Origin of the sequence: Absiella sp. AM09-50 (assembly GCF_003433845.1) — a bacterium.
Taxonomy (GTDB): Bacteria; Bacillota_I; Bacilli_A; order Erysipelotrichales; family Erysipelotrichaceae; genus Hoskinsella; species Hoskinsella hominis.
This window is the reverse complement of the sequence record NZ_QVFI01000001.1, coordinates 1-21,168: the sequence shown is the minus strand read 5'-3', so window position 1 is coordinate 21,168 and position 21,168 is coordinate 1. Positions and strand designations below refer to the sequence as shown.

Genomic DNA, 21,168 nt, shown 5'->3' with positions numbered 1-21,168 from the left:
ATTACTACCCCACGGGTTTGCCATGGGGTAGTTTATTTTCTTACATCACTTGCGAGTATCGCATACATACATGCATCCACGATACCTTGATTGCTGATATCCGCTTGACGATGGATTCCTTCTTTTTTCATTCCACAATGTGCCATGACTCGACCAGAATTCGGGTTATTAGGATCATGTTGTGATTCAATACGATTGACTTGCACATCCTCAAAAAAGAATGTAATCAACCGTTCTAACGCTTCACTTGTATACCCCTGATGCCACCATGTTCTGCCAATACAATAGCCAATATGTACCATACCAACTTCTTCATTTTTACTTACAACACTTATGCTTCCAATGATTTGATGACTTTCTCTTAATTCAATCGCCCATTGATAATAATCAGGTTCATGATAATGAGAAGTCCATTGTGATAATACCTTTTGAGATATTGTCACATCTTGATGTGCAGGCCAGCGAAGATATTTTACAACTTCCTCATCACTTGCCCAATTTTCATACATAGCATATGCATCTTCCATTCGGAAAGGGCGCAACAACAATCGTTTTGTTAATAGTTCCACACTGCCTTTATGATTCATAACATTACAACTCCTTTATCATTTTTAAAAGTTCATCCATTTTCACAACTTTCGCTAAAGCGATCCTTCCAGATATCATTTCTCATAAAATACTGTAATCTGGCAGCTGTTAAATCTTTCTGATCAAAAGTGGATGTGCAATCTTTTCCAACTTGCCTTTATAGAACCAGATGTTCTACTGGATAATAAACCTTTTTTTCTTCTTTTAAATCAGCATTCGTTAATGCTTTAACAATATCACTGGCCTTTGATAATTCCACAACAGAACCATCTTTTTCTAATACCCAGATGTTATGTCCATTTTCATTTCTGGCATATGGTGAGTAAGGTGTTTGTGATACTGCATCATGAAATACATAATATTCAGGATTATATCCCAGTTTTTCTACTTCTGAAATGATATCCTTATCATCTTCTGAGTTTCTTATCGTTTTGTATTCAAACAGTTTTCGATTTAAAATACGATATGATAAATCTTTAGCAATATCATCTTTCCATTTGATCAAGCAGGATAAGCCATACAAAGCAGCTGCTTCATCCAGTTCATATAACGCTTCAATACTGGCAGCTTCTCCTGATAAAAACGGTGCAAACATAGGGACTGCTTCACAAATAGATGTATCTATTCGATACAAATCCTTTAAACGTTTAAACAATACGGTTAATAATGCCTCATAGCTTCTTGCGACAGGATGTAGATACACCTGCCAGTACATATGATAACGAGCCATGATATAATCTTCCACACTATGAATACCACTTTCTTTTACGACGATTCTTCCATCTACCATACGAATGGTACGAAGAATTCTCTCCAGATCAAAATTTCCATAACTGGTACCTGTAAAATAAGCATCACGCAACAAATAATCCATACGATCGGCATCCAACTGTCCACTCACTAACTGATTCATGCATTCTTTAGGGTGCTGATAGGTAATGATACTGGCAACATCCTTCGGCAAATTAGGATCAACTGCTTCAAGTATATGATGAATTTCACTATTTTCCAAAATGATTTTAACTGTATATTCTTCATGTTTCAGTGCAGAGATACCTTCAAAAGCATGAGAGAAAGGCCCATGTCCTATATCATGTAGCAAGCCCGCCAGCATTGCGGTTACTTTTTCATATTCATTCAGACTTTCCTTTAAATGTGGAATTTCACCAACCATTCGTCTAACGATTTCATACACCCCAAGTGAGTGAGAAAACCGGGTATGCTCTGCGGTATGATATACCTGAAAATCTCCGCCTAATTGATGAATTCTTCGTAATCTTTGAAACTCTTTTGCATTGATACAATCCCAAATCACCTGTTCATCTACATGAATATATCCATGAATGGGATCACGCATAACCTTTACTTCATCTGTTTTCTGCATATGCTTCACCTGCCTTATTTATTACTGAATGATTCACTTACATAGCCCGTTTTTTCTACTAATTCTTGTCCCTGATTCGAAACGATCCATTCTAATATTTGTTTTACTTTTTCATTTGTATTGCTTTTTAATGTTATCGCATAAAAACTACTGGATGGATAAGTGCCATTTTGGATATTCTCCTTTGTTGGTGCGACTCCATCAATTTCTAATAACCTTATTTTATCATTTGAAGCCATCTCACTGGCATAAAAACGAAAAGAATATCCTATCGCATTTTCACGGTTTTGATAATCTGCGGTTTGTGATATGATACCACCCATTCCTTCTGGCACATCTTCTGTAATAGGTTCTTTTAATGGCGTATTTCCCATAAAGCGAAGCATGGCACTTTGTGAGCCACTGCCTTCAGGTCGCTGGAATGCCCGTATTTCAGAATCCTTTCCACCAACTTCTTTCCAATTCGTGATTTTCCCACTATAGATATCTTTTATCTGCTGGGATGTTAATGAAGTTACAGGATTATCCTTATTCACAAAGAATACAAAGCCTTCTTTTCCAATTGGTGTATAAACCAATTCTTCCCCCGCATCAGAAAACATCTTTTTCTGTTTCTCACTAGGACCACCAACAAAAATGATATCAGAAGTTTTATTCAATAGATTTTCATAAGCATAAGGGGTAGTTGCGCAAATGACTTTTGAATCATATGGTGAATAAGTATCTTGCGGATATATCGCCTGAGCAAAAGCTGAATAAATCGGATATAAAGCAGTTGCGCCATCTAATACCGGAAGCGGTGCTTTGATTTGTAAAGATGAAGCTTCATCTAGTTTTGCGATTCGATCAGATGCAAATGGTTTATATTCTTCTAAATCTACTTCTGTGGATATTGTTTCAAAGCGATGTTCCCATGCATGATATAACTGAAAAGATACCACAGTCCCACCACATAGTAGAATACATACTATATAGATCAGCTGCTTTTTCCATACAAGCAGCTTTTGAAAATGAATAAAATGTATGATATTACGCCATACCCAGACATAACATATCATGACAGTAGCAAACAACACCCAAGATAGCCATTGTTGTGTAGTAGACCATGTAAACATCAAAAGCTTTATGAACATATATGGGATTGAGATTAATGTTAATACGACCCCGATGATAAAGATAAGAATTGCTTTTTTATTTTTCATGTGATTTCCCTTTTTACGCATTGTAGAATTGCTTCATCTGCGGCCTCAAATGTGTAAGAATCTAACTCATTAGCACTGACCCAGGCCATTTCATGATGTACATGCAAAACAGGCGTTCCTTTCCTTATATTACATAAATATGCACTGACATGAATACAGATATCTTCTCGTTTATCCAATACATCCACAAGAAATCTTTCTACCTCCACATCAATATCCAGTTCTTCCTTTAATTCTCTGATGATTGCCTCTTCTTTTGTTTCTTCAGGCTCTACCTTGCCACCTGGAAACTCCCACATGTTTTCATGTACACCACTGCCTCTTTTGGCAATGAAAACTTGATGATCTTTTTTCATTACCCCACAAACAACTTCCATTATTTTCATATGCGTAACCTCTCTTACCTACATTATACAAAACAAGTGAAGAAACACAATCAAAATTTACCATAAGCAGGAAAATATTAAGATATGTTAGAAAAAGTTAAGAATCAAACAATCGTGAAATGTTTCTCGAAAATCCTTTTTGAGGGAGGATTTCTATGATATATTAAAGGAAAGAAACCTGAAAGAAGGAGGATCATCAAATGAAAGTTGGAACAATTGGTACTGGATTTATTGTGGATTGGTTTTTAAATGCAGTAAAACAAAATGAAGGAGTAGAAGCAGTTGGCATGTATTCCAGAAAAGAAGAGAGTGCACGCCCATTAAGTGAGAAATACGGTATAAAAAATATTTATACAGATTATAAGGAAATGCTTGCGAATAACGATATTGATACAGTGTATATCGCATCCCCTAACAGTTTGCATTATAGCTATGCGAAAGAAGCTTTATTGGCAGGAAAACATGTCATCTGTGAAAAGCCGTTTACATCTACAGTAAAAGAATTTATGGAATTAAAACAGCTGGCTAAGGAAAAACAGTTATTTCTGTTTGAAGCGATCGTAACAATTCATATGCCAAATTATCTGGCAGTGAAAGAAAATTTATCACGCCTTGGGAAAATCCGCATGGTACAGTGCAACTTCTCCCAATACTCTTCCCGTTATGATAAATTCTTAGCTGGAGAAACGCCAAATGTATTTAATCCAGCATTTAGTGGAGGTGCGTTATCCGATATCAATATTTATAATCTGCACTTTGTGATGGGATTATTTGGCAGACCTGCACAGATTCATTATTATCCTAATTTACATGAAAATGGTATTGATACCAGTGGTGTTGCGATTTTAGAATATGATGGCTTTAAAGCTGTGTGTGTTGGCTGTAAAGATACAAAGAGTCATTGTATTGCGCAAATTCAAGGTGAAAAAGGATATATCACGGTTGATTCAGAAACAAGCCGCTGTGCAAATGCAATGTTGAATGTAGGAAATGAAAATCAATCTCTTGCGATTAGTCAGAATGAAGATGCGTTATATTATGAATTGAAAGATTTTGTGAAAATCGTTCATGAAAAAGACTATGATACATGTTGGAAATTGTTAGATTATTCTCAAATGGTCATGGAAGTTTATGAAACAGCAAGAAAAGATGGCGGTATTGTATTTGACGCAGACCGTAACTAGGCAGTAACGTAGATGTTACTGCTTTTTTATATATTCTTGTCATAATGTAAGAATTTTTCATTTTGACAGGAAAAGAATATGATGTGAATCACATAAATATATCACGATTGAAAAACAAATGATTTTGATTGTTGAACAAATTTAGCACTTTTATTATTAGAAAATACATTTTGTTATATTTATGTTAAAATGTAACACATTTCATAAAATTATCACAAATTATTTACATTTTGTCTGTAAAATTGTGAAAAAAGTATTGCAAATTTGTGAAAAGCACTTATAATGATAAATATGAAAATGTTCAATGGAGAACAGCTAACAATTATATACTGTAGACCCTTGAACATTTTTATTATCAATCAAAAAGAGGAGGAATTGGTATGAAAAAATTAGTGTCAGTCTTAGCATGTGCGCTAATGGTTTTCTCACTTGCAGGTTGTGGTTCATCAAAAGATTCAACCTCAGGTAAAACCGTAACGATTGCAAAAGAGAATGACCTTATTTCAATGGATTCTACTTATGCTACAGATGGTATGTCCCTTGAAATGATCGCAGCAACCGTTGAAGGTCTTGAAACAGTAGACAAAGATGGAAATGTCATTCCCGCACTAGCAGAATCTTATGAAATGAGTAAAGATGGTTTAACTTATACTTTCAAATTAAGAGATGCAAAATGGGATAACGATAAGCCAGTCACAGCTGCAGATTTCGTTTATGCGTGGAAACGTGCAGTTAGTAGTTCAGATGCAGAATATGCATATTTATTTACAGAGGATGGAGCTTGTATCAAAGGGGCAGCTGATATCGTAGCAGCTGGAACTGATGAAGAAAAAGCAAAATTAAAAGATCAATTAGGCGTTAAAGCTGTTGATGATAAAACATTAGAAGTAACACTTTCAAAGAAATGTGAATATTTCTTAAGCTTGATGGCATTCCCTGTATTCTTCCCAGTAAATGAAGAATTCGCAGAAGCTCAAGGTGATCAATATGCAATTACACCTGATAACATGCTTGCAAATGGTCCATTCAAAATGACAAAGCATGATTTAAAGAGTAAAGTTGAATTTAAGAAAAATGAAAAATATTGGGATGCTGCAAATGTTAAAGTAGATAACTTTGTTGTTAACATCGTACCACAGGTTTCTACAAGTGCTGCAGACTTCGAAAGTGGCAACTGTGATTATACAAAATTGAATTCAGCTTTAGTTGACAAATATAAAAATGATAAAGACAAATATAAGAACATTCTGGAAGGCTACTTATGGTACTTACAGTATAACATTGGTGATGGAGTAGATACTGGAAATAAATATCTTGCAAACAAAAACATCCGTTTAGCTCTGTCTTATGCATTTGACCGTCAGGAATTAGCAAATACTGTATTAAAAGATGGCTCTATCGCAGCTGAAGGTTTCATTCCAAAAGAATTGTCTACAGGTCCTGATGGAAAAGATTATCGTGAAACAGCACCTGCTTATTACACAGAAAACGCTGCTGATTCAGTAAAGAAAGCTCAAGAATATTGGGAAAAAGGTCTTCAGGAATTAGGTGTTAAAGAAATCACTTTAAAATTATTATTTGAACCAAGTGATCCAGCTAAACCAGCTGCTGAATACTTACAATCTCAGTTACAGAAAAATCTTCCTGGTTTAACAATTGAAATGGTTCAACAGGAAAAGAACAATCGTATTGAAATGCAGAAAAAACGTGAAACAGATATTACATTAACACGTTGGGGACCTGACTATGCAGATCCAACTACTTACTTGAACTTAATGTTAAAAGGCAACTCTTATAACTATGGTGACTATGTAAGTGAAGCTTATAACGCTAAAATGCAGGATGCTGCTAATGCAGCTGATGCAAAAGCTCGTTGGACAGCATTACAGGAAGCAGAAAAAATCCTTCTGGACGATGCAGCAGTATCACCTGTATTCCAGACAGGTGGCGCATCATTGATCAATCCAAAAGTAACTGGTATTGAAAATCACACAGTTGGTGTACCATTTATCTATAAAAACTTAGATAAAGCAGAATAGGTTAAGAATATACATGAGGGGCTGTACTAGAATGACTAACCTTAGACATTCTCTATAACAGCCTCTTTCATTTTCATAAGGAGGAAAAATATGGATAAGTCAACATTGAAGTATATCGGCAAGCGACTACTGATTTCAATCGTGACCTTATTCATCATCGTATTGGTACTGTTTTTAATGATTCGTTTCATGCCTGGTACTCCATTCAATGATGAAAAGCTAACAGAAACGCAAAAAGCCATGATTTATCATAAGTACGGGTTTGATAAGCCGATGTGGCAACAATTCTTTATATATTTACAAAACATGGTAAAAGGTGACTTCGGAGTTTCCTTTGGTATCGCAAGAAACATGAACGTTGTAGACCTTGTAAAACCTGCAATTCCAATTTCCTTTGGGCTAGGTATTGGCGCCGTAATCATTGGTGCTGTAGTTGGTATTGCTTTAGGTATATTGGCAGCTCTAAAGAGAAACACTTTCTGGGACAGTTTTGCGACAGTGCTCTCTGTTATAGGTGTCAGTATTCCATCATTCGTTTTCTTATTTTTCTTATTAATTATATTCGGTGTGGAAATTCCTATTTTCCCTATCGTCTTTAATTCCAGTGATCCTATCAAAACCGGATTCTTGCCGATGGTTGCCCTATCTATGGGCGTTATCGCAAACGTGGCACGTTTTACACGTACGGAAATGATTGAAGTACTGGGTAGTGATTATATGTTGCTTGCACAAGCAAAAGGCTTGGATAAAAGAACGCTTATTTTCAGACATGCACTACGTAACTCATTGATACCTGTGATTACAGTTCTTGGACCATTAATTGTCGGTTTAATGACTGGTAGTATGGTTGTAGAAAGTGTTTGTGCTGTGCCTGGTCTTGGTTCTTTACTTGTTAAAGCAATAGAAGTACGTGATTATAATGTTATCATGGCAGTATCTTTCTTATATAGTGTTATGTATATCGTAATCATGCTTGTGATTGATGTTCTATATGGTATTATCGATCCTCGTATTCGTTTAGGAAAGGGGGATAATTAATCATGGCAATCATGGAAAATAAAGAATTAGAAAATATCGTTTTTGAGCCAAATGATTTTGAATTTATTGGTGATATTGAAAAAATCAGTAGTGAAGCCGTAACACCCGCAACATCTTTTCTAAGAGATGTATGGACACGCTTTAAAGCGAATAAAGGCTCCATTATTGGTGGTATTATCGTTTTGATTATCATTATCTGTGCAATTATTTTCCCAATGTTATCCCAATATACGTATGATGGTGTAGATGCCCCACGTCAGTTCTTAGGGCCTTGTATCCCATTTATCGAAAATATTGGTATCTTCAATGGAAAATCTGGTGTTAACACCTATGAAGGTATTTATGCCAATGCCTACCACTTTTTCGGTACTGATCACTTAGGACGTGATTTATGGGTACGTGTATGGAGTGGCTGTCGTATTTCATTGTTCGTTGCTGCTGCCGCAGTATTAATCAATGTATTCATTGGTATGATTTATGGTATGGTATCCGGCTATTTTGGTGGAAAAGTTGATAATCTGATGCAGCGTTTCCAAGAAATCGTAAACTCTATTCCTACACTTGTTATTTTGACATTATTATTGTTATTGATGAAGCCCAGCCTTTATACAATTATTATCGCCCTTGCATTAACTGAATGGGTTGGTATGGCACGTATTACACGTGCACAAGTTCTGAAAATAAAGGAACAAGAATTTATTCTTGCTTCAAAAACACTGGGTGCCAGCAGCTTTTTCATTATATTCAAAGAAGTACTGCCAAATATCTTCGGACAAATTATTATTATGGCAATGATGTCTATTCCAAATGCAATCTTCTATGAAGCAACACTGGCAATGATTGGTTTAGGTATTCCAGGTCCTCAGGCTTCTTTGGGTACATTAATTAATGATGGATTCAAATCATTCCTTGTTACACCATTCCTATTGGTTATTCCTGTTGTCGTACTGGCAATCTTAATGTTGTCTTTCAACCTGATGGCCGATGGACTTCGTGATGCATTTGATCCAAAGATGAAAGAAATGTAGGTGAATCATATGAATGAAAAAAGAGAAAGAATATTAAGAATCCGTGATTTATCTATATCATTTAAAACCGAAAGTGGCCATGTAAACGCAATTCGTGGTGTAAACATGGACTTATATAAAGGTGAAACACTTGCTATTGTTGGTGAAAGTGGTTCAGGTAAATCTGTCACAACAAAAGCGATTATGGGTATCCTTGCGAATAATGGTACCATCGAAAGTGGTTCTATTGAATATACATGGTATGATGAATTCACAGGTGAAAAACATACAGAGGATATTGTAAAAATGTCCGAAAAAATGAAACAAAAAGAGATTCGTGGACGTAAAATCGCAATGGTATTCCAGGATCCAATGACTTCTTTAAACCCAACCATGACCATTGGTAAACAAATTATGGAGCCAATGATTTATCATTATCACAAATCTAAAGAAGAAGCTTATAAAGAAGCTGTTGAATTATTGAATCTGGTAGGAATTACCGATGCAGAAAAACGTATGAAAAACTATCCACACCAATTATCTGGTGGTATGCGTCAACGTGTTGTTATCGCAATTGCACTATCTTGTGATCCTTATATTTTAATTTGTGATGAACCAACAACGGCATTGGATGTTACCATTCAGGCAAAGATTCTAGAGCTTATACAGGATATTCAGAAAAAGAAAAACCTGTCTGTAATCTATATTACACATGATTTAGGGGTTGTAGCGAAAGTTGCGGACTTTGTGAATGTCATGTATGCTGGAAAAATTGTAGAAGTCGGCAGTGTGAATGAAATATTCTATGATCCTCGTCATCCTTATACATGGGGATTATTAAGCGCTATGCCTGATTTGGATACTGATGATACTGAATTGTATACTATCCCTGGTACGCCGCCTAACCTGACAGTGGAGGTCAAAGGAGATGCCTTTGCGCCACGTAATCAATATGCATTGAATATTGATTTACGCTTAGATCCGCCAATGTTTTATTTAGGAGGTACACATCGATGTGCCAGCTGGCTGTGTCATGAAAAAGCACCAAAAGTGGAAATGCCAGAACAATTGAAAAAACGTATTTTGAAAATGAAAAAGGAGGCTGAAGAAAGTGGAAACTAATGCAGAACCAATCCTGGTTGTTGATAATCTGAAACAACACTTTAAAGTCAGCCGTAAATATACTGTTAAAGCAGTAGATGGCATTTCTTTTAAAATTTATCCTGGGGAAACATATGGTCTTGTAGGTGAATCTGGTAGTGGTAAATCCACCACGGGTAGAAGTATTATACGATTATATACACCTACAGATGGAAAAGTAATTTTTCAGGGAAAAGATATTTCTGGGAAAATGAGCAATGCTGATTTAAAATTACTACGTACAAAAATGCAGATGATTTTCCAGGATCCTATGGCTTGTTTAAATCCTAGAGAAAAAGTTTTAGATATCATTGCACAAGGGCTTGATATTCATCATGAATATAAGACTAAAGAAGAACGTAACCAGAAAGTTTATGATATGTTAGAGCTTGTAGGCCTTTCTAAGGAGCATGCCAACCGTTATCCACATCAATTCTCTGGTGGACAGCGTCAACGTATCGGCATTGCCCGTGCATTGATTATGAATCCTGATTTAATCATCGCAGATGAAGCAATCTCTGCTTTGGATGTTTCTATTCAGGCACAGGTTGTCAATTTAATGAAAAAAATCCAGCAAAAAACTGGTACAAGTATCTTATTTATAGCCCATGACTTAAGTATGGTCAAATATATTTCTGATCGTATCGGTGTTTTACATCTAGGTCATCTTGTGGAAACAGGTACTACAGAAGAAATCTTTACAAATCCTATTCATCCGTATACAAAAAGCTTATTAAGTGCTATTCCATCCCCAAATCCAGTTTTGGAAAAGAAACGTAAATCCTTTACTTACGATTATAAAGAAGCAGGCGTGGATTACCATGCCGGCAGTGAACATCTGGTGGATGGTACACACTATGTTCTAGCAACAGATAAAGAATTTGATGAATGGATGAAATCTACTAAAAATTAATGAATTGCCAGGGCTGACAATGCCCTGGTTTTCTCATTGAAAGGAGCGTGCATTATGACAGAAATCCAATTAGCATATCAGGATGATGGTATCTTAGAACTATTAGAAGATTATACCAATATGCTGATTCAGCAAGACGAAACAGCAGCACAATACCTGCTTCAACAAAATTATGATTATGAACGTGAGCATTTAGAAGAAATATATGGCTTGCCACTTGGTCGCTTCCTTGTGGTCAAAGTGGATAATGAAATCGTTGGCTGTGTTGGCTTAAAACATATGGAAGGTGGCCACTGTGAATTAAAACGTTTATATGTAAAAGAAGCTTATCGTGGACAGCATCTCTCTGATCGCTTAATGGAAGCCATTCTGAAGGAAGCAAAGTCCATCGGCTATCATACAATGTATTTGGATACACTTCCTTACCTGAAAGAAGCAATTCATTTATATCGTAAATATGGTTTCTTTGAATGTGAACCTTATAATGACAGCCCAATGGCCTCTTCGATCTATATGCGCTTAGATTTAATAGATTAACAACAAGAGATTTCAAAATGATGAATACACCGTCATTTATGAAATCTCTTATTTTTCGTTATGCATTGCCTTCATATTTCCATAGTTACCAAAAGGTGCCTTATACTCTTTTTACCATATTCGTATTATAATAGATAAGAAAGAAGGTCGAATATATGTTAAAAAATGATGGAGAAAAACAACTTAAACAATTTCATGATGAAATGTTTCAGAAAGAAACTTATAAAATCAATGATCGTATCACTTATTATTGTGGCTATGGACACAGTAACTGCGTTGTCATCGAAGGGGATAAGTCTACGGTACTGATTGATGCATTAGATAGTAATGCCCGTGGAGAACGCTTAAAAAGCGTTTTATCAGAAAACACAGATAAACCGATAAAAACAATCATATTCACACACAGTCATCCAGATCATCGTGGAGGAAGTGGTGCATTTAAAGACAGTGTAGAAGAAACAATCATGTTTGCTTCCGCAACGCCTGCTTTACAGGGATATAATGAAATAAACGATGTTTTAATGAAACGTACTGCCAGACAATTCGGGCGTGGATTAACCAATGATGAGTGTATCTGTCAGGGTCTTGGTATGCGCGAAGGTGTATATGTAAATGATGGCAGCTATGATTTTATGCCAATCACTACCTTATATACAGAAGATACCACACGCACAATCGATGGTATAAAAATGGAGCTTGTCCGTGTACCTGGTGAAACCGATGATCAAATGCTCATCTGGCTGCCAGATGATGGTGTATTATGTTGTGGAGATAACTTTTATGCCTGCTTCCCTAATCTTTATGCATTAAGAGGAAGCCAGTATCGTGATATTGCGCAATGGATACATTCTTTAGAAGTTCTGATGTCTTATCCTGCAGAAGTCCTGTTGCCTGGACATATGAAACCAATCTTTACACATAAAAACATACAGGAAACACTTTCCCAATATAAAGAAGCACTCTCTTATATCCTGCATGAAACCCTGCATTGTATGAATTTGGGTATGTCTGTTTCTGAAACAGTATCACATGTTACATTACCTGAACATTTATCTTCACTGCCTTATCTTCAAGAATTTTATGGCAGTCTGGAATGGGCTGTAAAAGGTATTTATAGTGGATACGTTGGATGGTTTGATGGAAATCCTGTCAACCTGCACCCATTAAGTGATCAAGAATGGGCTTCTAAATTAATGAATCTGATATCTGAGGATACATTAAGAAATGAAATACCACGTGCTATTTCCCAACAAGAATACCAATATGCGCTACAGTTATGTGCATTATTTGATAATACCAAGACAATAGATGATACCATCATTTCCTGGGAAATCGACTGTCTGTTGGCCTTATCTAAACAAGAAACCAGTGCTTGTGGCAGAAATTATTATATCGCCTGCGCAAATGATTTAAAGAATCAGTCAAAATAATTGCAATTTAACACAAAAAACCATATCATGATACACAGGTGATGAAAATGAAAAAGGTAGAAATCATAGGATATCCAAAATGCAGTACTTGTCGCAATGCGGTAAAATACGTTAAAAATCATGGTATAGAAGTAACTTTTCGTGATATTGTCACAGAAACACCAAGTGTGGAAGAATTAACAATGTTATGGAAAAAAAGTGGACTGCCCTTAAAGAAATTTTTTAACACAAGTGGTAATCTATATAAAGAAATGCAGCTAAAAGATAAACTATCATCAATGAGTGAAGAGGAACAACTTGTTCTCTTAAGTCATCATGGTATGTTAATCAAACGCCCCATTTTAATTGATGGTGATATCGTTCTAGTAGGTTTTCAGGAAAAGAATTATGATAACTTATGGGCAGAAGCCTAAATTTATGCTATAGTAAACGTATACAAATTTGAGGTGATCAATGTGTTATTAGGTGAATCTTTAGAAGATTATTTAGAAACATTGCTGATTTTAGAAGGTACCGGTAAAATTCGATGTGTGGATGTCGCTAATCGTATGAGTGTCAGTAAACCCTCTGTAAATAAAGCAATGAATGTATTAAAAGAAAAAGGGTATGTCTTACAGGAAAGTTATGGGGATATCCATTTGACAGACGCTGGTAGAGAACTCGCTAAAAGTGTTTATCATCGTCATCAGACAATTTCCAATTTCTTACAGGATGTGCTAGGTGTCAGCGCAGAAAATGCAGATGAGGATGCTTGTCATATCGAACATGTCATCAGTGATGAAACTTTTGAGAAAATGGAAAATTATCGTAGATAATCATAAAGGAAAGCATAAGAGTGCTTTCTTTTCTTTTGGTTATTTGCTATGATTAGAAAAGATTGCGAGGGATAGATATGGCATATCAAGAACTAATAAAAAACTTTGAGAAAATCAGAACATATATGATTGATTTTTATGTATATGGTTTTAAAAGTAGACAGGATTTTGATCAGAAAAGTTTGCGCTCTTATGATAACGAACGAAGAAGAATTGAAAGTTATCTAAAAGATTATATGCGATTTACTCAGAGTGAAGAAGGAAAAAATGTATTCTTATCCATAGACAGCCGTCATACTACACAAAATCCTTCGTATCAGGCATTTCTTGCCAAATCATTTACAGATATTGATATCACACTGCATTTTTATTTATTAGATATCCTTTATGATCCAGAGCAATGCTATACATTAAATGAAATCATAGATCAAATCGATCAGGACCACCTCTCCTGCTTTGTGGATCCTTTGATGATTGATAAAGCTACAGTACGAAAAAAGTTAAAGGAGTATACACAGCTTGGATTGATTGTCAGTGAAAAAACAGGTAAACAATTATCCTACCACAGAGCCGATACGCTAGATCTTTCTTCCTGTCATGATGCTATTTGCTTCTTTGCACAGATGGGAATGGTGGGTGTTATTGGTAATTATCTGATGCATCAATTATCTGTTCAAGATTCCATTTTTACTTTTAAACATTACTATATCGCACACGCATTAGACAGTGAAATTTTATATCAACTCTTGTGCGCAATCCAGGAGAAACGTGAAGTGCGTATTCATCATAAGCAGCATCAAAAAAATATCTTGTGGGATTTGATTCCCTTAAAAATCTTTGTGAGTACACAAAATGGTCGACAATACTTATTCGCATATCATAAACATTATCATCGTATTTCTTCTTATCGTATGGATTATATGGATCATGTGACCTTATTAGAACCTTCCTCACAATTTGATAAAAAACGTGAACTTTTATCTTCTCTACAGAAACATATGTGGGGTGTTCGCTGCAGCAGTCATAATATTCATCTCGAGCATGTAGAATTTCAGATTTACTTTTCTGATTATGAAGAATTTATCTATCAGCGCTTAGTTCGTGAAAAGCGGATTGGTGAAGTGGAACGATTAGATAAAAATACCGCAGTTTTCCGTGCTGATGTTTTTGATACAAACGAAATGATTCCCTGGATTCGTACCTTTATCTGTCGTATAAAACAATTGGATTTTTCAAACCGTACTGTTGAAAATCAGTTTCGCGCTGACTTAAAAGCAATGTATGAATTATATGATATTGGAGGTGATGCATAATGTTATTTCATGAGATATATGGATGCTACTATGAAAGTGTTGCTCGCATCATTGATCAAGCCATAAAAGGAACCCTGAATGAGAAAATCATGCATTCCATCATTCAGGAAACAGCCTTCTCTGAAAGCTTTTTAACGATAGAGCCTGCGCTAAAGAATCATCAATGGCCGCTTTTATGTGATGATATGCATACACCTGTAAAACACCCTTCTACTATGCCGCTTACACTCATAGAAAAACGCTGGTTAAAAGCTATTTTGCTTGATCCTCGTATTCAATTATTTGATGTGTCTATTAAAGGCTTGGATGATATTATGCCACTTTATCAAATGGATGACATTGTCTATTTTGATCAGTACCATGATCATGATGATTACTTTGATCCCGCTTATATTAAAAACTTTAAGACAATTCGCAAAGCCTTGCATGATCAATCCTCTGTATCCGTCTATTTTGTGACAGGAAAAGGCAAACGTGCTAACATTCATGGCATGCCACTTCAATTAGAATATTCACAAAAAGATGATAAGTTCCGTTTGATTATCGCATATCATCATAAAAAATATACAATTAATATTTCTCGTATATTAGAGGTAGAAATCAAAGAAGCATTCCATTATCCAAAAGATGTGCGTACAGAAGAAAAGAAATACTTTGTGATGGAATTAGTAGATGAGCGTAATGCGTTAGAGCGTGTGATGTTACACTTTGCGCATTTTGAAAAAGAAGCGAAACGGTTAGATGAAAACCATTATCAAGTCAAAGTGTTTTATGATGGAGAAGATGAATCTGAACTATTGATTCGCGTTTTATCTTTTGGTCCATTTGTGAAAGTCATAGAACCAAATCATTTTATTAATCAGATTAAAAGGCGTTTATTGTCACAAAAAGCATTATCTATAAAATAATGAATCACTATGTATAAGCCTTGGTTAGTTCCAAGGTTTTTTATGTGTAAATAATGTTTTAAAGTATCTGTATATAGAAATCATGTGTGACCCTTTTTGTCAATAGCTTGAGTCTAATCTGTAATTTTCGAGGATAATCTGTATTCTGTTTATATATATTTCAATCAAGTATTTCCTTCTATGTCAATAGAAAAGGGATAACTGGTTAGCTTTTGAGGTTAATTGGTAAACAGGAATATGAATTTATTCATTCACTATTTTATATCTTTGTCAATAGGCTGGTTCTAAACGGGCTTTCTATGGTTGTCAACGGTATTTTTTCATTTGAGTTTTTCATAATCAAAGCTATTTGTCAATGCCTTGAGTCTAATCTGTCGTTTTCGAGTATAATCGGTAAAAAATTTCATATATTTATCGTTCGCAACTTTTTTTTCACGATTTATTTCCTGATATTTCCTATAATAACCTTGCGGTCAAGGAAGTGGTTCTCATCCCACAACGATGCACTAGTAACTTTACTTGTGTGTATTTCGGAAACTATCCGCTTATTAAAAAAATGGTTTAACATGGCGTTACGCAGGTTCGACTCCTGCAATTAGTTTGGGACTAATTATTAAGTAAAAGATGATTGGATGCTTTCACAGATCTCATTTGTTTCAGCCTTGCCAAAGTTAGGATATCGATTATGCATCTATTCTGCCAGTTTTTACTCGCAGGATACATTCATAATCTTAATGATTTTGCCGCTGAAACGAATGCATATCATCAAATAAAAGGAGAAAAATATGAAAATTAAAATTAATGAAAATCAAATAGGTTTATTATATCGGAAAAGTAAATTTGTTAAGTTATTATATGCAGGAACATATCACTGTTTCGCAAATGATAAAGTAGAATTATTATCTATCAACCAGCCAATTTCATCCATGTATTGTTCCTTGGAGAAACTTATTCAGTTTCCTGAAATCAAGAAGAACGCTACCATTATAGATGTTGGTGATGAACAATATGCATTACACTATATCGATGGTAAATTTTCACAATGTCTGCCTACTGGTTTGTATGCTTACTGGAACATAGAAAACAATCATAAAGTACAATATATAGATGTAAAAGAACCAATGGTAGAGGATGATATTCCACGCTATATCTTTGCGAACATTCCACGTTCTTATTATCAACAAGTAAACATTGCGCAATATGAAAAAGGTCGCTTGTTTTATGATCAGAAGTTCATAACTGTTTTAGATGCTGGTATTTATTATTTCTGGAATACAAAAACAATGGTTGATGTGGATATTGTAGATATGCGATTGAAACAGTTAGATGTCATAGGACAGGAAGTATTGACAAAAGATAAAGTCACATTACGTATCAATATGGTTGCTCATTATCGTGTTACTGATTGTGTCGCAATTCTTACTGAAATTGATGATTATTTAACACAATTATATGTCATGGCACAGTTGGTATTACGTGAATATATTGGCAACTATAAGATGGAGGAACTGTTAGAAAACAAGGAAGAAATCGGTACGTATGTTTTTGAACAATTAAAACAGCGGGCTGCTTCTCTTTACATTGATATCACAGATGCTGGTATCAAAGATATCATTTTACCAGGTGATATGCGTGAGATTATGAATACGGTTTTAATCGCAGAAAAACGCGCACAGGCCAATGTCATTACACGAAGGGAAGAAGTTGCGTCAACACGTTCTTTATTGAATACCGCTAAATTATTAGATGAGAACAAAACTTTATATCGCTTAAAAGAATTAGAATATTTAGAAAGAATCTGCGAAAATGTAGGAAATATCACCTTAAATGGGAATAGTGATATCCTTACACAATTAGCAGCATTTATACAGAAACAGGAGGTATTATCATGATAGAAATTAAAGGAACATATACCAATGCCATTGTATACACAGATGTTGTGGAAGATACTGCGTTGGAGCAAATAAAAACCCTTTGTGATCAAAGCTTTGTGGAAGATTGTAAAATCAGAATCATGCCAGATGTACATGCAGGTGCTGGCTGTGTCATTGGTTTTACTGCCGATTTAAATCAACGTGTTATCCCTAATATTGTTGGTGTGGATATTGGTTGTGGTATGTTATGTGTCAATCTGGGAAAATCCCCTATTGACTTTGTGAAGCTGGATGAAGTTATTCGTAAATATGTCCCTAATGGCTTTGATGTACATCCAGGAAGAATTACACGTTTCCCAGCAATTCAAGAACTTCGCTGTTATCGTTCATTAAAAGATACACGACGTTTTGAACGTAGTATTGGGACACTTGGTGGTGGAAATCACTTTATCGAAATTGATATAGATGATGATGAAAATCACTATCTTGTGATTCATACAGGAAGCCGTAATTTAGGTAAACAAATCGCAGATTACTACCAGAATCTTGCTTATGATCTTATGCGTGGGAAAGATAAATTATTTGAACAGCGTGAACAGATTATCAAAGAATATAAAGAAGCTGGTCGTAAATCAGAAATACAAGCTGCCCTTGTTGCACTGGCAAACAGCTTTGAAGCAAAGGAAATCAAAACACCAAAAGAGCTTTGTTACTTGGAAGGAAGTTATCGTGATGATTACTTACATGATATGAATATTGCCCAGGAATTTGCGAAATTAAATCGTCGAATGATTGCGGAAACCATAATCCAGCATATGTTTGATATGAAACTGGATGATTTTGATCACTTTGAAACAATACACAATTATATTGATCATGAAAATAATATGATACGAAAAGGTGCAGTTTCCGCAAAAGAAGGTGAAATCTTATTGATTCCTATCAATATGCGTGATGGCTCTTTGATATGTGTTGGTAAAGGCAATGATGAATGGAATTGTTCTGCGCCTCATGGTGCCGGACGTTTATATAGCCGTGGTAAAGCAAAAGAATTGTTTACGGTAGATGAATTTGCGAATACAATGGATGGAATATTCTCTACATCTATTAATTCTGATACGCTGGATGAATGCCCTATGGCTTATAAATCCATGGAAGATATCACAAAAAATATCGCAGATACCGTAGATATTATAAAAACGATCCATCCTTTGTATAATTTCAAAGCATCATCTTAACAGGTGTATTCCACCTGTTTTTTCTTCCATAAATCACTAGTCAAATCTGTACAATTCGCCTTGTTTTTACAACCCATTTCCATATTTCACAGGAACTTTTAAAATATACGTGTTTTCATTTCTAATTTCTAGTATAATCCTACATATAGAAATCATGATGGGAGGAATTTTATGAAAGTCATCATTAATGAAAATCAGAAAGGTTTTTTATTCAAAAACAATAAATTTACAAGACTGCTGGAAAGTGGCAATCATCATATCTTTGGCAATAACGATATTGAAGTCGTATCTTTAGACCAGCCAATTCACTCAGAAAACTGTTCTTTGGATATCTTATTGAAGGATCCAGAACTGCAAGCACAGGCATCCGTTGTGGAAGTAAAGGATGAACAGTTGGCACTACATTTTATCAATGGTGCATTTAAAGAATGTTTAACAACTGGAAAATACGCATATTGGAACTGCATTGATTTCCATGAATTTACGATTGTGGATACCTCAACACCAATGGTCGCAAATGATATCCCACGCTATATCTTTGATCAAATGGATCAAAAGTTTTTTCACAAAGGTGACATCCACCAGGATGAAAAAGGGTTGTTGTTTTATGACCATGTCTTAACGGATATTTTAGATGCCGGCACCTATTATTTCTGGAAATCGAAAGTCAATATTGATTTAGAAATTCTATCCATGAAACTACCAGTTGAATCCATCAACTGTCCATTAGAACTGCTTGTGAAAAATGAGAAACTTGCGCCTTATATATCAATGGTGGAAGTCAAGGATGAACAACTTGCATTACATTTTGTGGATGGTGTTTTTAGAGAATGTCTGACGACAGGGAAATATGCATTCTGGAATACGCTTGATCATCATGAATTTACACTGGTGGATACCTCAAATCCTATGGCAACAAATGATATTCCACGCTATATCTTTGATTTGCTAGATCCATCACTTTATCAAAAAGAAGAAATATCACAGGATGAAAAAGCCTTCTTATTTTACGATAACGTATTTGAGGCATTATTGGACACAGGTACTTATTATTTCTGGAAATCAAAGACACGTGTAGATTTAGAGGTACAATGGATGAAACGTCCAGTGTTTTCTGCCCATTGCCCAATGGAATTATTGATAAAAAACGAAAAAGTGATGCCATTTATCACAATTGTGGAAGTGAAAGATGAAGAATTGGCCTTGCATTACATTGATGGAATTTTCAAAGACTGTCTGTCTACAGGAAAACATGCATTTTGGAATGTCTTGGAAAAACATACCTTTACCATTATTGATATATCACATCCACTTGTAAGTGATGATGTACCACGCTATATCTTCCATACAATTCCAGATACGCTGTATCAGAAAATAGAAGTATCTCAATTTGAAAAAGCACGCTTATTCTATGATAATAAACTTATCTGTATTTTGGATGCAGGTACCTATTATTTTTGGAATACTAAGACAAAAGTACATGTCGATATTTTTGATATACGTTTAAAACAGCTGCGTATCAATGATGAAGAAGTTTTGACCAAAGACAAAGTTACCATTTCTTTGGATATTGTATGTCGTTATCGTCTAATTGACTATATTCAAGTTTATACAGAAATTGACAATTATGTGCATCAGTTATACTCATTGATTCAATTAAATCTGCGTGAACTCATTGGGAACTATCGTATTGAAGAATTCATAGATGAGAAAGAAAATATTAACCATTTATTTGCGAAACGTTTAAAAGAAAAAGGAGCTTCTTTATTTATTGAGATCAGTGATGCTGGAATCACAAATATTACGTTGCCAAATGAAATACGTGATATCATGAATACTGTTTTGATAGCGGAGAAAAAAGCAGAAGCATCTATCATTTCCCAGAAAGCAGATGTTGCGTCCACAAAAACATTGATGGATACTGCCAAAATGATGGAAGATAGTAAAGCACTATCTCATTTAAAAGAATTAGAGTATTTAGAAAAGATTTCAGAAAATGTCGAAAGTATTACGTTGAATGGAAATGAAGATATCTTAACTCAGTTATCCAAAATCGTAACAAAAGAGCTTCCTGATAAAGACAAAGAATAAGCTTTATCATATCTAAAAAAGTTACAAATATGATACGATTCTCAAAAGTAGACAGTACAAATAATTAAAACGTACTGAATA

19 protein-coding genes are annotated in these 21,168 nt (G+C 35.1%); 15 read left to right on the top strand and 4 right to left on the bottom strand.

Features of this window, described 5'->3' with window-relative positions; all coding sequences use genetic code 11:
- Window positions 1-32 precede the first annotated feature (32 nt).
- From DW114_RS00095 to DW114_RS00080, 4 genes are all read right to left on the bottom strand, one after another.
- Entirely contained in the window at window positions 33-587 is a 555-nt protein-coding gene (locus DW114_RS00095) for a GNAT family N-acetyltransferase (protein WP_117451209.1), read from the bottom strand.
- A gap of 158 nt (window positions 588-745) precedes the next feature.
- Window positions 746-1,972, bottom strand: coding sequence for an HD domain-containing protein (locus DW114_RS00090; RefSeq protein WP_117451207.1), 1,227 nt, complete (start codon window positions 1,970-1,972; stop codon window positions 746-748).
- Between the two features lie 14 nt (window positions 1,973-1,986).
- Window positions 1,987-3,174, bottom strand: coding sequence for a PstS family phosphate ABC transporter substrate-binding protein (locus DW114_RS00085; protein ID WP_178695029.1), 1,188 nt, complete (start codon window positions 3,172-3,174; stop codon window positions 1,987-1,989).
- On the bottom strand, window positions 3,171-3,560 hold the full coding sequence (locus tag DW114_RS00080) for a (deoxy)nucleoside triphosphate pyrophosphohydrolase (RefSeq protein WP_117451205.1): 390 nt from the start codon (window positions 3,558-3,560) through the stop codon (window positions 3,171-3,173). The genes DW114_RS00085 and DW114_RS00080 overlap by 4 nt, the downstream gene beginning before the upstream one ends.
- A gap of 200 nt (window positions 3,561-3,760) precedes the next feature.
- Between DW114_RS00080 and DW114_RS00075 the strand changes: the two genes are divergently transcribed.
- From DW114_RS00075 to DW114_RS00005, 15 genes are all read left to right on the top strand, one after another.
- Window positions 3,761-4,744, top strand: a complete 984-nt coding sequence (locus DW114_RS00075) for a Gfo/Idh/MocA family protein (protein WP_117451203.1) — start codon at window positions 3,761-3,763, stop codon at window positions 4,742-4,744.
- Between the two features lie 380 nt (window positions 4,745-5,124).
- Window positions 5,125-6,783 (top strand): peptide ABC transporter substrate-binding protein, encoded by a 1,659-nt coding sequence (locus DW114_RS00070; RefSeq protein ID WP_117451201.1) that lies wholly within the window; start codon window positions 5,125-5,127, stop codon window positions 6,781-6,783.
- Between the two features lie 90 nt (window positions 6,784-6,873).
- Entirely contained in the window at window positions 6,874-7,821 is a 948-nt protein-coding gene (locus DW114_RS00065; protein ID WP_117451199.1) for an ABC transporter permease, read from the top strand.
- 2 nt (window positions 7,822-7,823) lie between these two features.
- Window positions 7,824-8,849 (top strand): ABC transporter permease, encoded by a 1,026-nt coding sequence (locus tag DW114_RS00060; protein WP_233511341.1) that lies wholly within the window; start codon window positions 7,824-7,826, stop codon window positions 8,847-8,849.
- A gap of 9 nt (window positions 8,850-8,858) precedes the next feature.
- Window positions 8,859-9,950 (top strand): ABC transporter ATP-binding protein, encoded by a 1,092-nt coding sequence (locus tag DW114_RS00055; protein ID WP_117451197.1) that lies wholly within the window; start codon window positions 8,859-8,861, stop codon window positions 9,948-9,950.
- Entirely contained in the window at window positions 9,940-10,881 is a 942-nt protein-coding gene (locus DW114_RS00050; protein WP_117451195.1) for an ABC transporter ATP-binding protein, read from the top strand. The genes DW114_RS00055 and DW114_RS00050 overlap by 11 nt, the downstream gene beginning before the upstream one ends.
- Window positions 10,882-10,935: 54 nt before the next feature.
- Window positions 10,936-11,418 (top strand): GNAT family N-acetyltransferase, encoded by a 483-nt coding sequence (locus tag DW114_RS00045; protein WP_117451193.1) that lies wholly within the window; start codon window positions 10,936-10,938, stop codon window positions 11,416-11,418.
- 155 nt (window positions 11,419-11,573) lie between these two features.
- Window positions 11,574-12,848: an alkyl/aryl-sulfatase gene (locus tag DW114_RS00040; protein WP_117451191.1), complete on the top strand. Its 1,275-nt coding sequence runs from the start codon at window positions 11,574-11,576 to the stop codon at window positions 12,846-12,848.
- A gap of 47 nt (window positions 12,849-12,895) precedes the next feature.
- Complete coding sequence (locus DW114_RS00035) at window positions 12,896-13,261, top strand: arsenate reductase family protein (protein WP_394336411.1); 366 nt, start codon at window positions 12,896-12,898, stop codon at window positions 13,259-13,261.
- A gap of 42 nt (window positions 13,262-13,303) precedes the next feature.
- Window positions 13,304-13,663 (top strand): metal-dependent transcriptional regulator, encoded by a 360-nt coding sequence (locus DW114_RS00030; protein ID WP_117451187.1) that lies wholly within the window; start codon window positions 13,304-13,306, stop codon window positions 13,661-13,663.
- A 77-nt stretch (window positions 13,664-13,740) separates the two neighbouring features.
- The gene (locus DW114_RS00025; protein WP_117451185.1) at window positions 13,741-14,976 is read left to right on the top strand and encodes a WYL domain-containing protein; all 1,236 of its coding nucleotides are present in this window, start codon (window positions 13,741-13,743) and stop codon (window positions 14,974-14,976) included.
- Entirely contained in the window at window positions 14,976-15,884 is a 909-nt protein-coding gene (locus DW114_RS00020) for a WYL domain-containing protein (protein WP_117451183.1), read from the top strand. The genes DW114_RS00025 and DW114_RS00020 overlap by 1 nt, the downstream gene beginning before the upstream one ends.
- 785 nt (window positions 15,885-16,669) lie before the next feature.
- A complete protein-coding gene (locus DW114_RS00015) occupies window positions 16,670-17,776 on the top strand; it encodes a slipin family protein (RefSeq protein WP_117451181.1) in 1,107 nt (368 codons plus the stop codon).
- Window positions 17,773-18,996 carry an RtcB family protein gene (locus DW114_RS00010; RefSeq protein ID WP_117451179.1) on the top strand — a complete coding sequence of 408 codons (1,224 nt, stop codon included), beginning with the start codon at window positions 17,773-17,775 and terminating at the stop codon, window positions 18,994-18,996. The genes DW114_RS00015 and DW114_RS00010 overlap by 4 nt, the downstream gene beginning before the upstream one ends.
- A 171-nt stretch (window positions 18,997-19,167) precedes the next feature.
- A complete protein-coding gene (locus tag DW114_RS00005) occupies window positions 19,168-21,087 on the top strand; it encodes an SPFH domain-containing protein (protein ID WP_117451177.1) in 1,920 nt (639 codons plus the stop codon).
- Window positions 21,088-21,168 lie beyond the last annotated feature (81 nt).

Coding starts and splice junctions, on each gene's coding strand:
- DW114_RS00060 (WP_233511341.1), top strand. CDS start 7,824: ATGGCAATCATGGAAAATAAAGAATTAGAAAATATCGTTTTTGAGCCA.
- DW114_RS00075 (WP_117451203.1), top strand. CDS start 3,761: ATGAAAGTTGGAACAATTGGTACTGGATTTATTGTGGATTGGTTTTTA.
- DW114_RS00090 (WP_117451207.1), bottom strand. CDS start 1,972: ATGCAGAAAACAGATGAAGTAAAGGTTATGCGTGATCCCATTCATGGA.
- DW114_RS00020 (WP_117451183.1), top strand. CDS start 14,976: ATGTTATTTCATGAGATATATGGATGCTACTATGAAAGTGTTGCTCGC.
- DW114_RS00025 (WP_117451185.1), top strand. CDS start 13,741: ATGGCATATCAAGAACTAATAAAAAACTTTGAGAAAATCAGAACATAT.
- DW114_RS00055 (WP_117451197.1), top strand. CDS start 8,859: ATGAATGAAAAAAGAGAAAGAATATTAAGAATCCGTGATTTATCTATA.
- DW114_RS00015 (WP_117451181.1), top strand. CDS start 16,670: ATGAAAATTAAAATTAATGAAAATCAAATAGGTTTATTATATCGGAAA.
- DW114_RS00010 (WP_117451179.1), top strand. CDS start 17,773: ATGATAGAAATTAAAGGAACATATACCAATGCCATTGTATACACAGAT.
- DW114_RS00040 (WP_117451191.1), top strand. CDS start 11,574: ATGTTAAAAAATGATGGAGAAAAACAACTTAAACAATTTCATGATGAA.
- DW114_RS00080 (WP_117451205.1), bottom strand. CDS start 3,560: ATGAAAATAATGGAAGTTGTTTGTGGGGTAATGAAAAAAGATCATCAA.
- DW114_RS00035 (WP_394336411.1), top strand. CDS start 12,896: ATGAAAAAGGTAGAAATCATAGGATATCCAAAATGCAGTACTTGTCGC.
- DW114_RS00095 (WP_117451209.1), bottom strand. CDS start 587: ATGAATCATAAAGGCAGTGTGGAACTATTAACAAAACGATTGTTGTTG.
- DW114_RS00070 (WP_117451201.1), top strand. CDS start 5,125: ATGAAAAAATTAGTGTCAGTCTTAGCATGTGCGCTAATGGTTTTCTCA.
- DW114_RS00065 (WP_117451199.1), top strand. CDS start 6,874: ATGGATAAGTCAACATTGAAGTATATCGGCAAGCGACTACTGATTTCA.
- DW114_RS00045 (WP_117451193.1), top strand. CDS start 10,936: ATGACAGAAATCCAATTAGCATATCAGGATGATGGTATCTTAGAACTA.
- DW114_RS00005 (WP_117451177.1), top strand. CDS start 19,168: ATGAAAGTCATCATTAATGAAAATCAGAAAGGTTTTTTATTCAAAAAC.
- DW114_RS00085 (WP_178695029.1), bottom strand. CDS start 3,174: ATGAAAAATAAAAAAGCAATTCTTATCTTTATCATCGGGGTCGTATTA.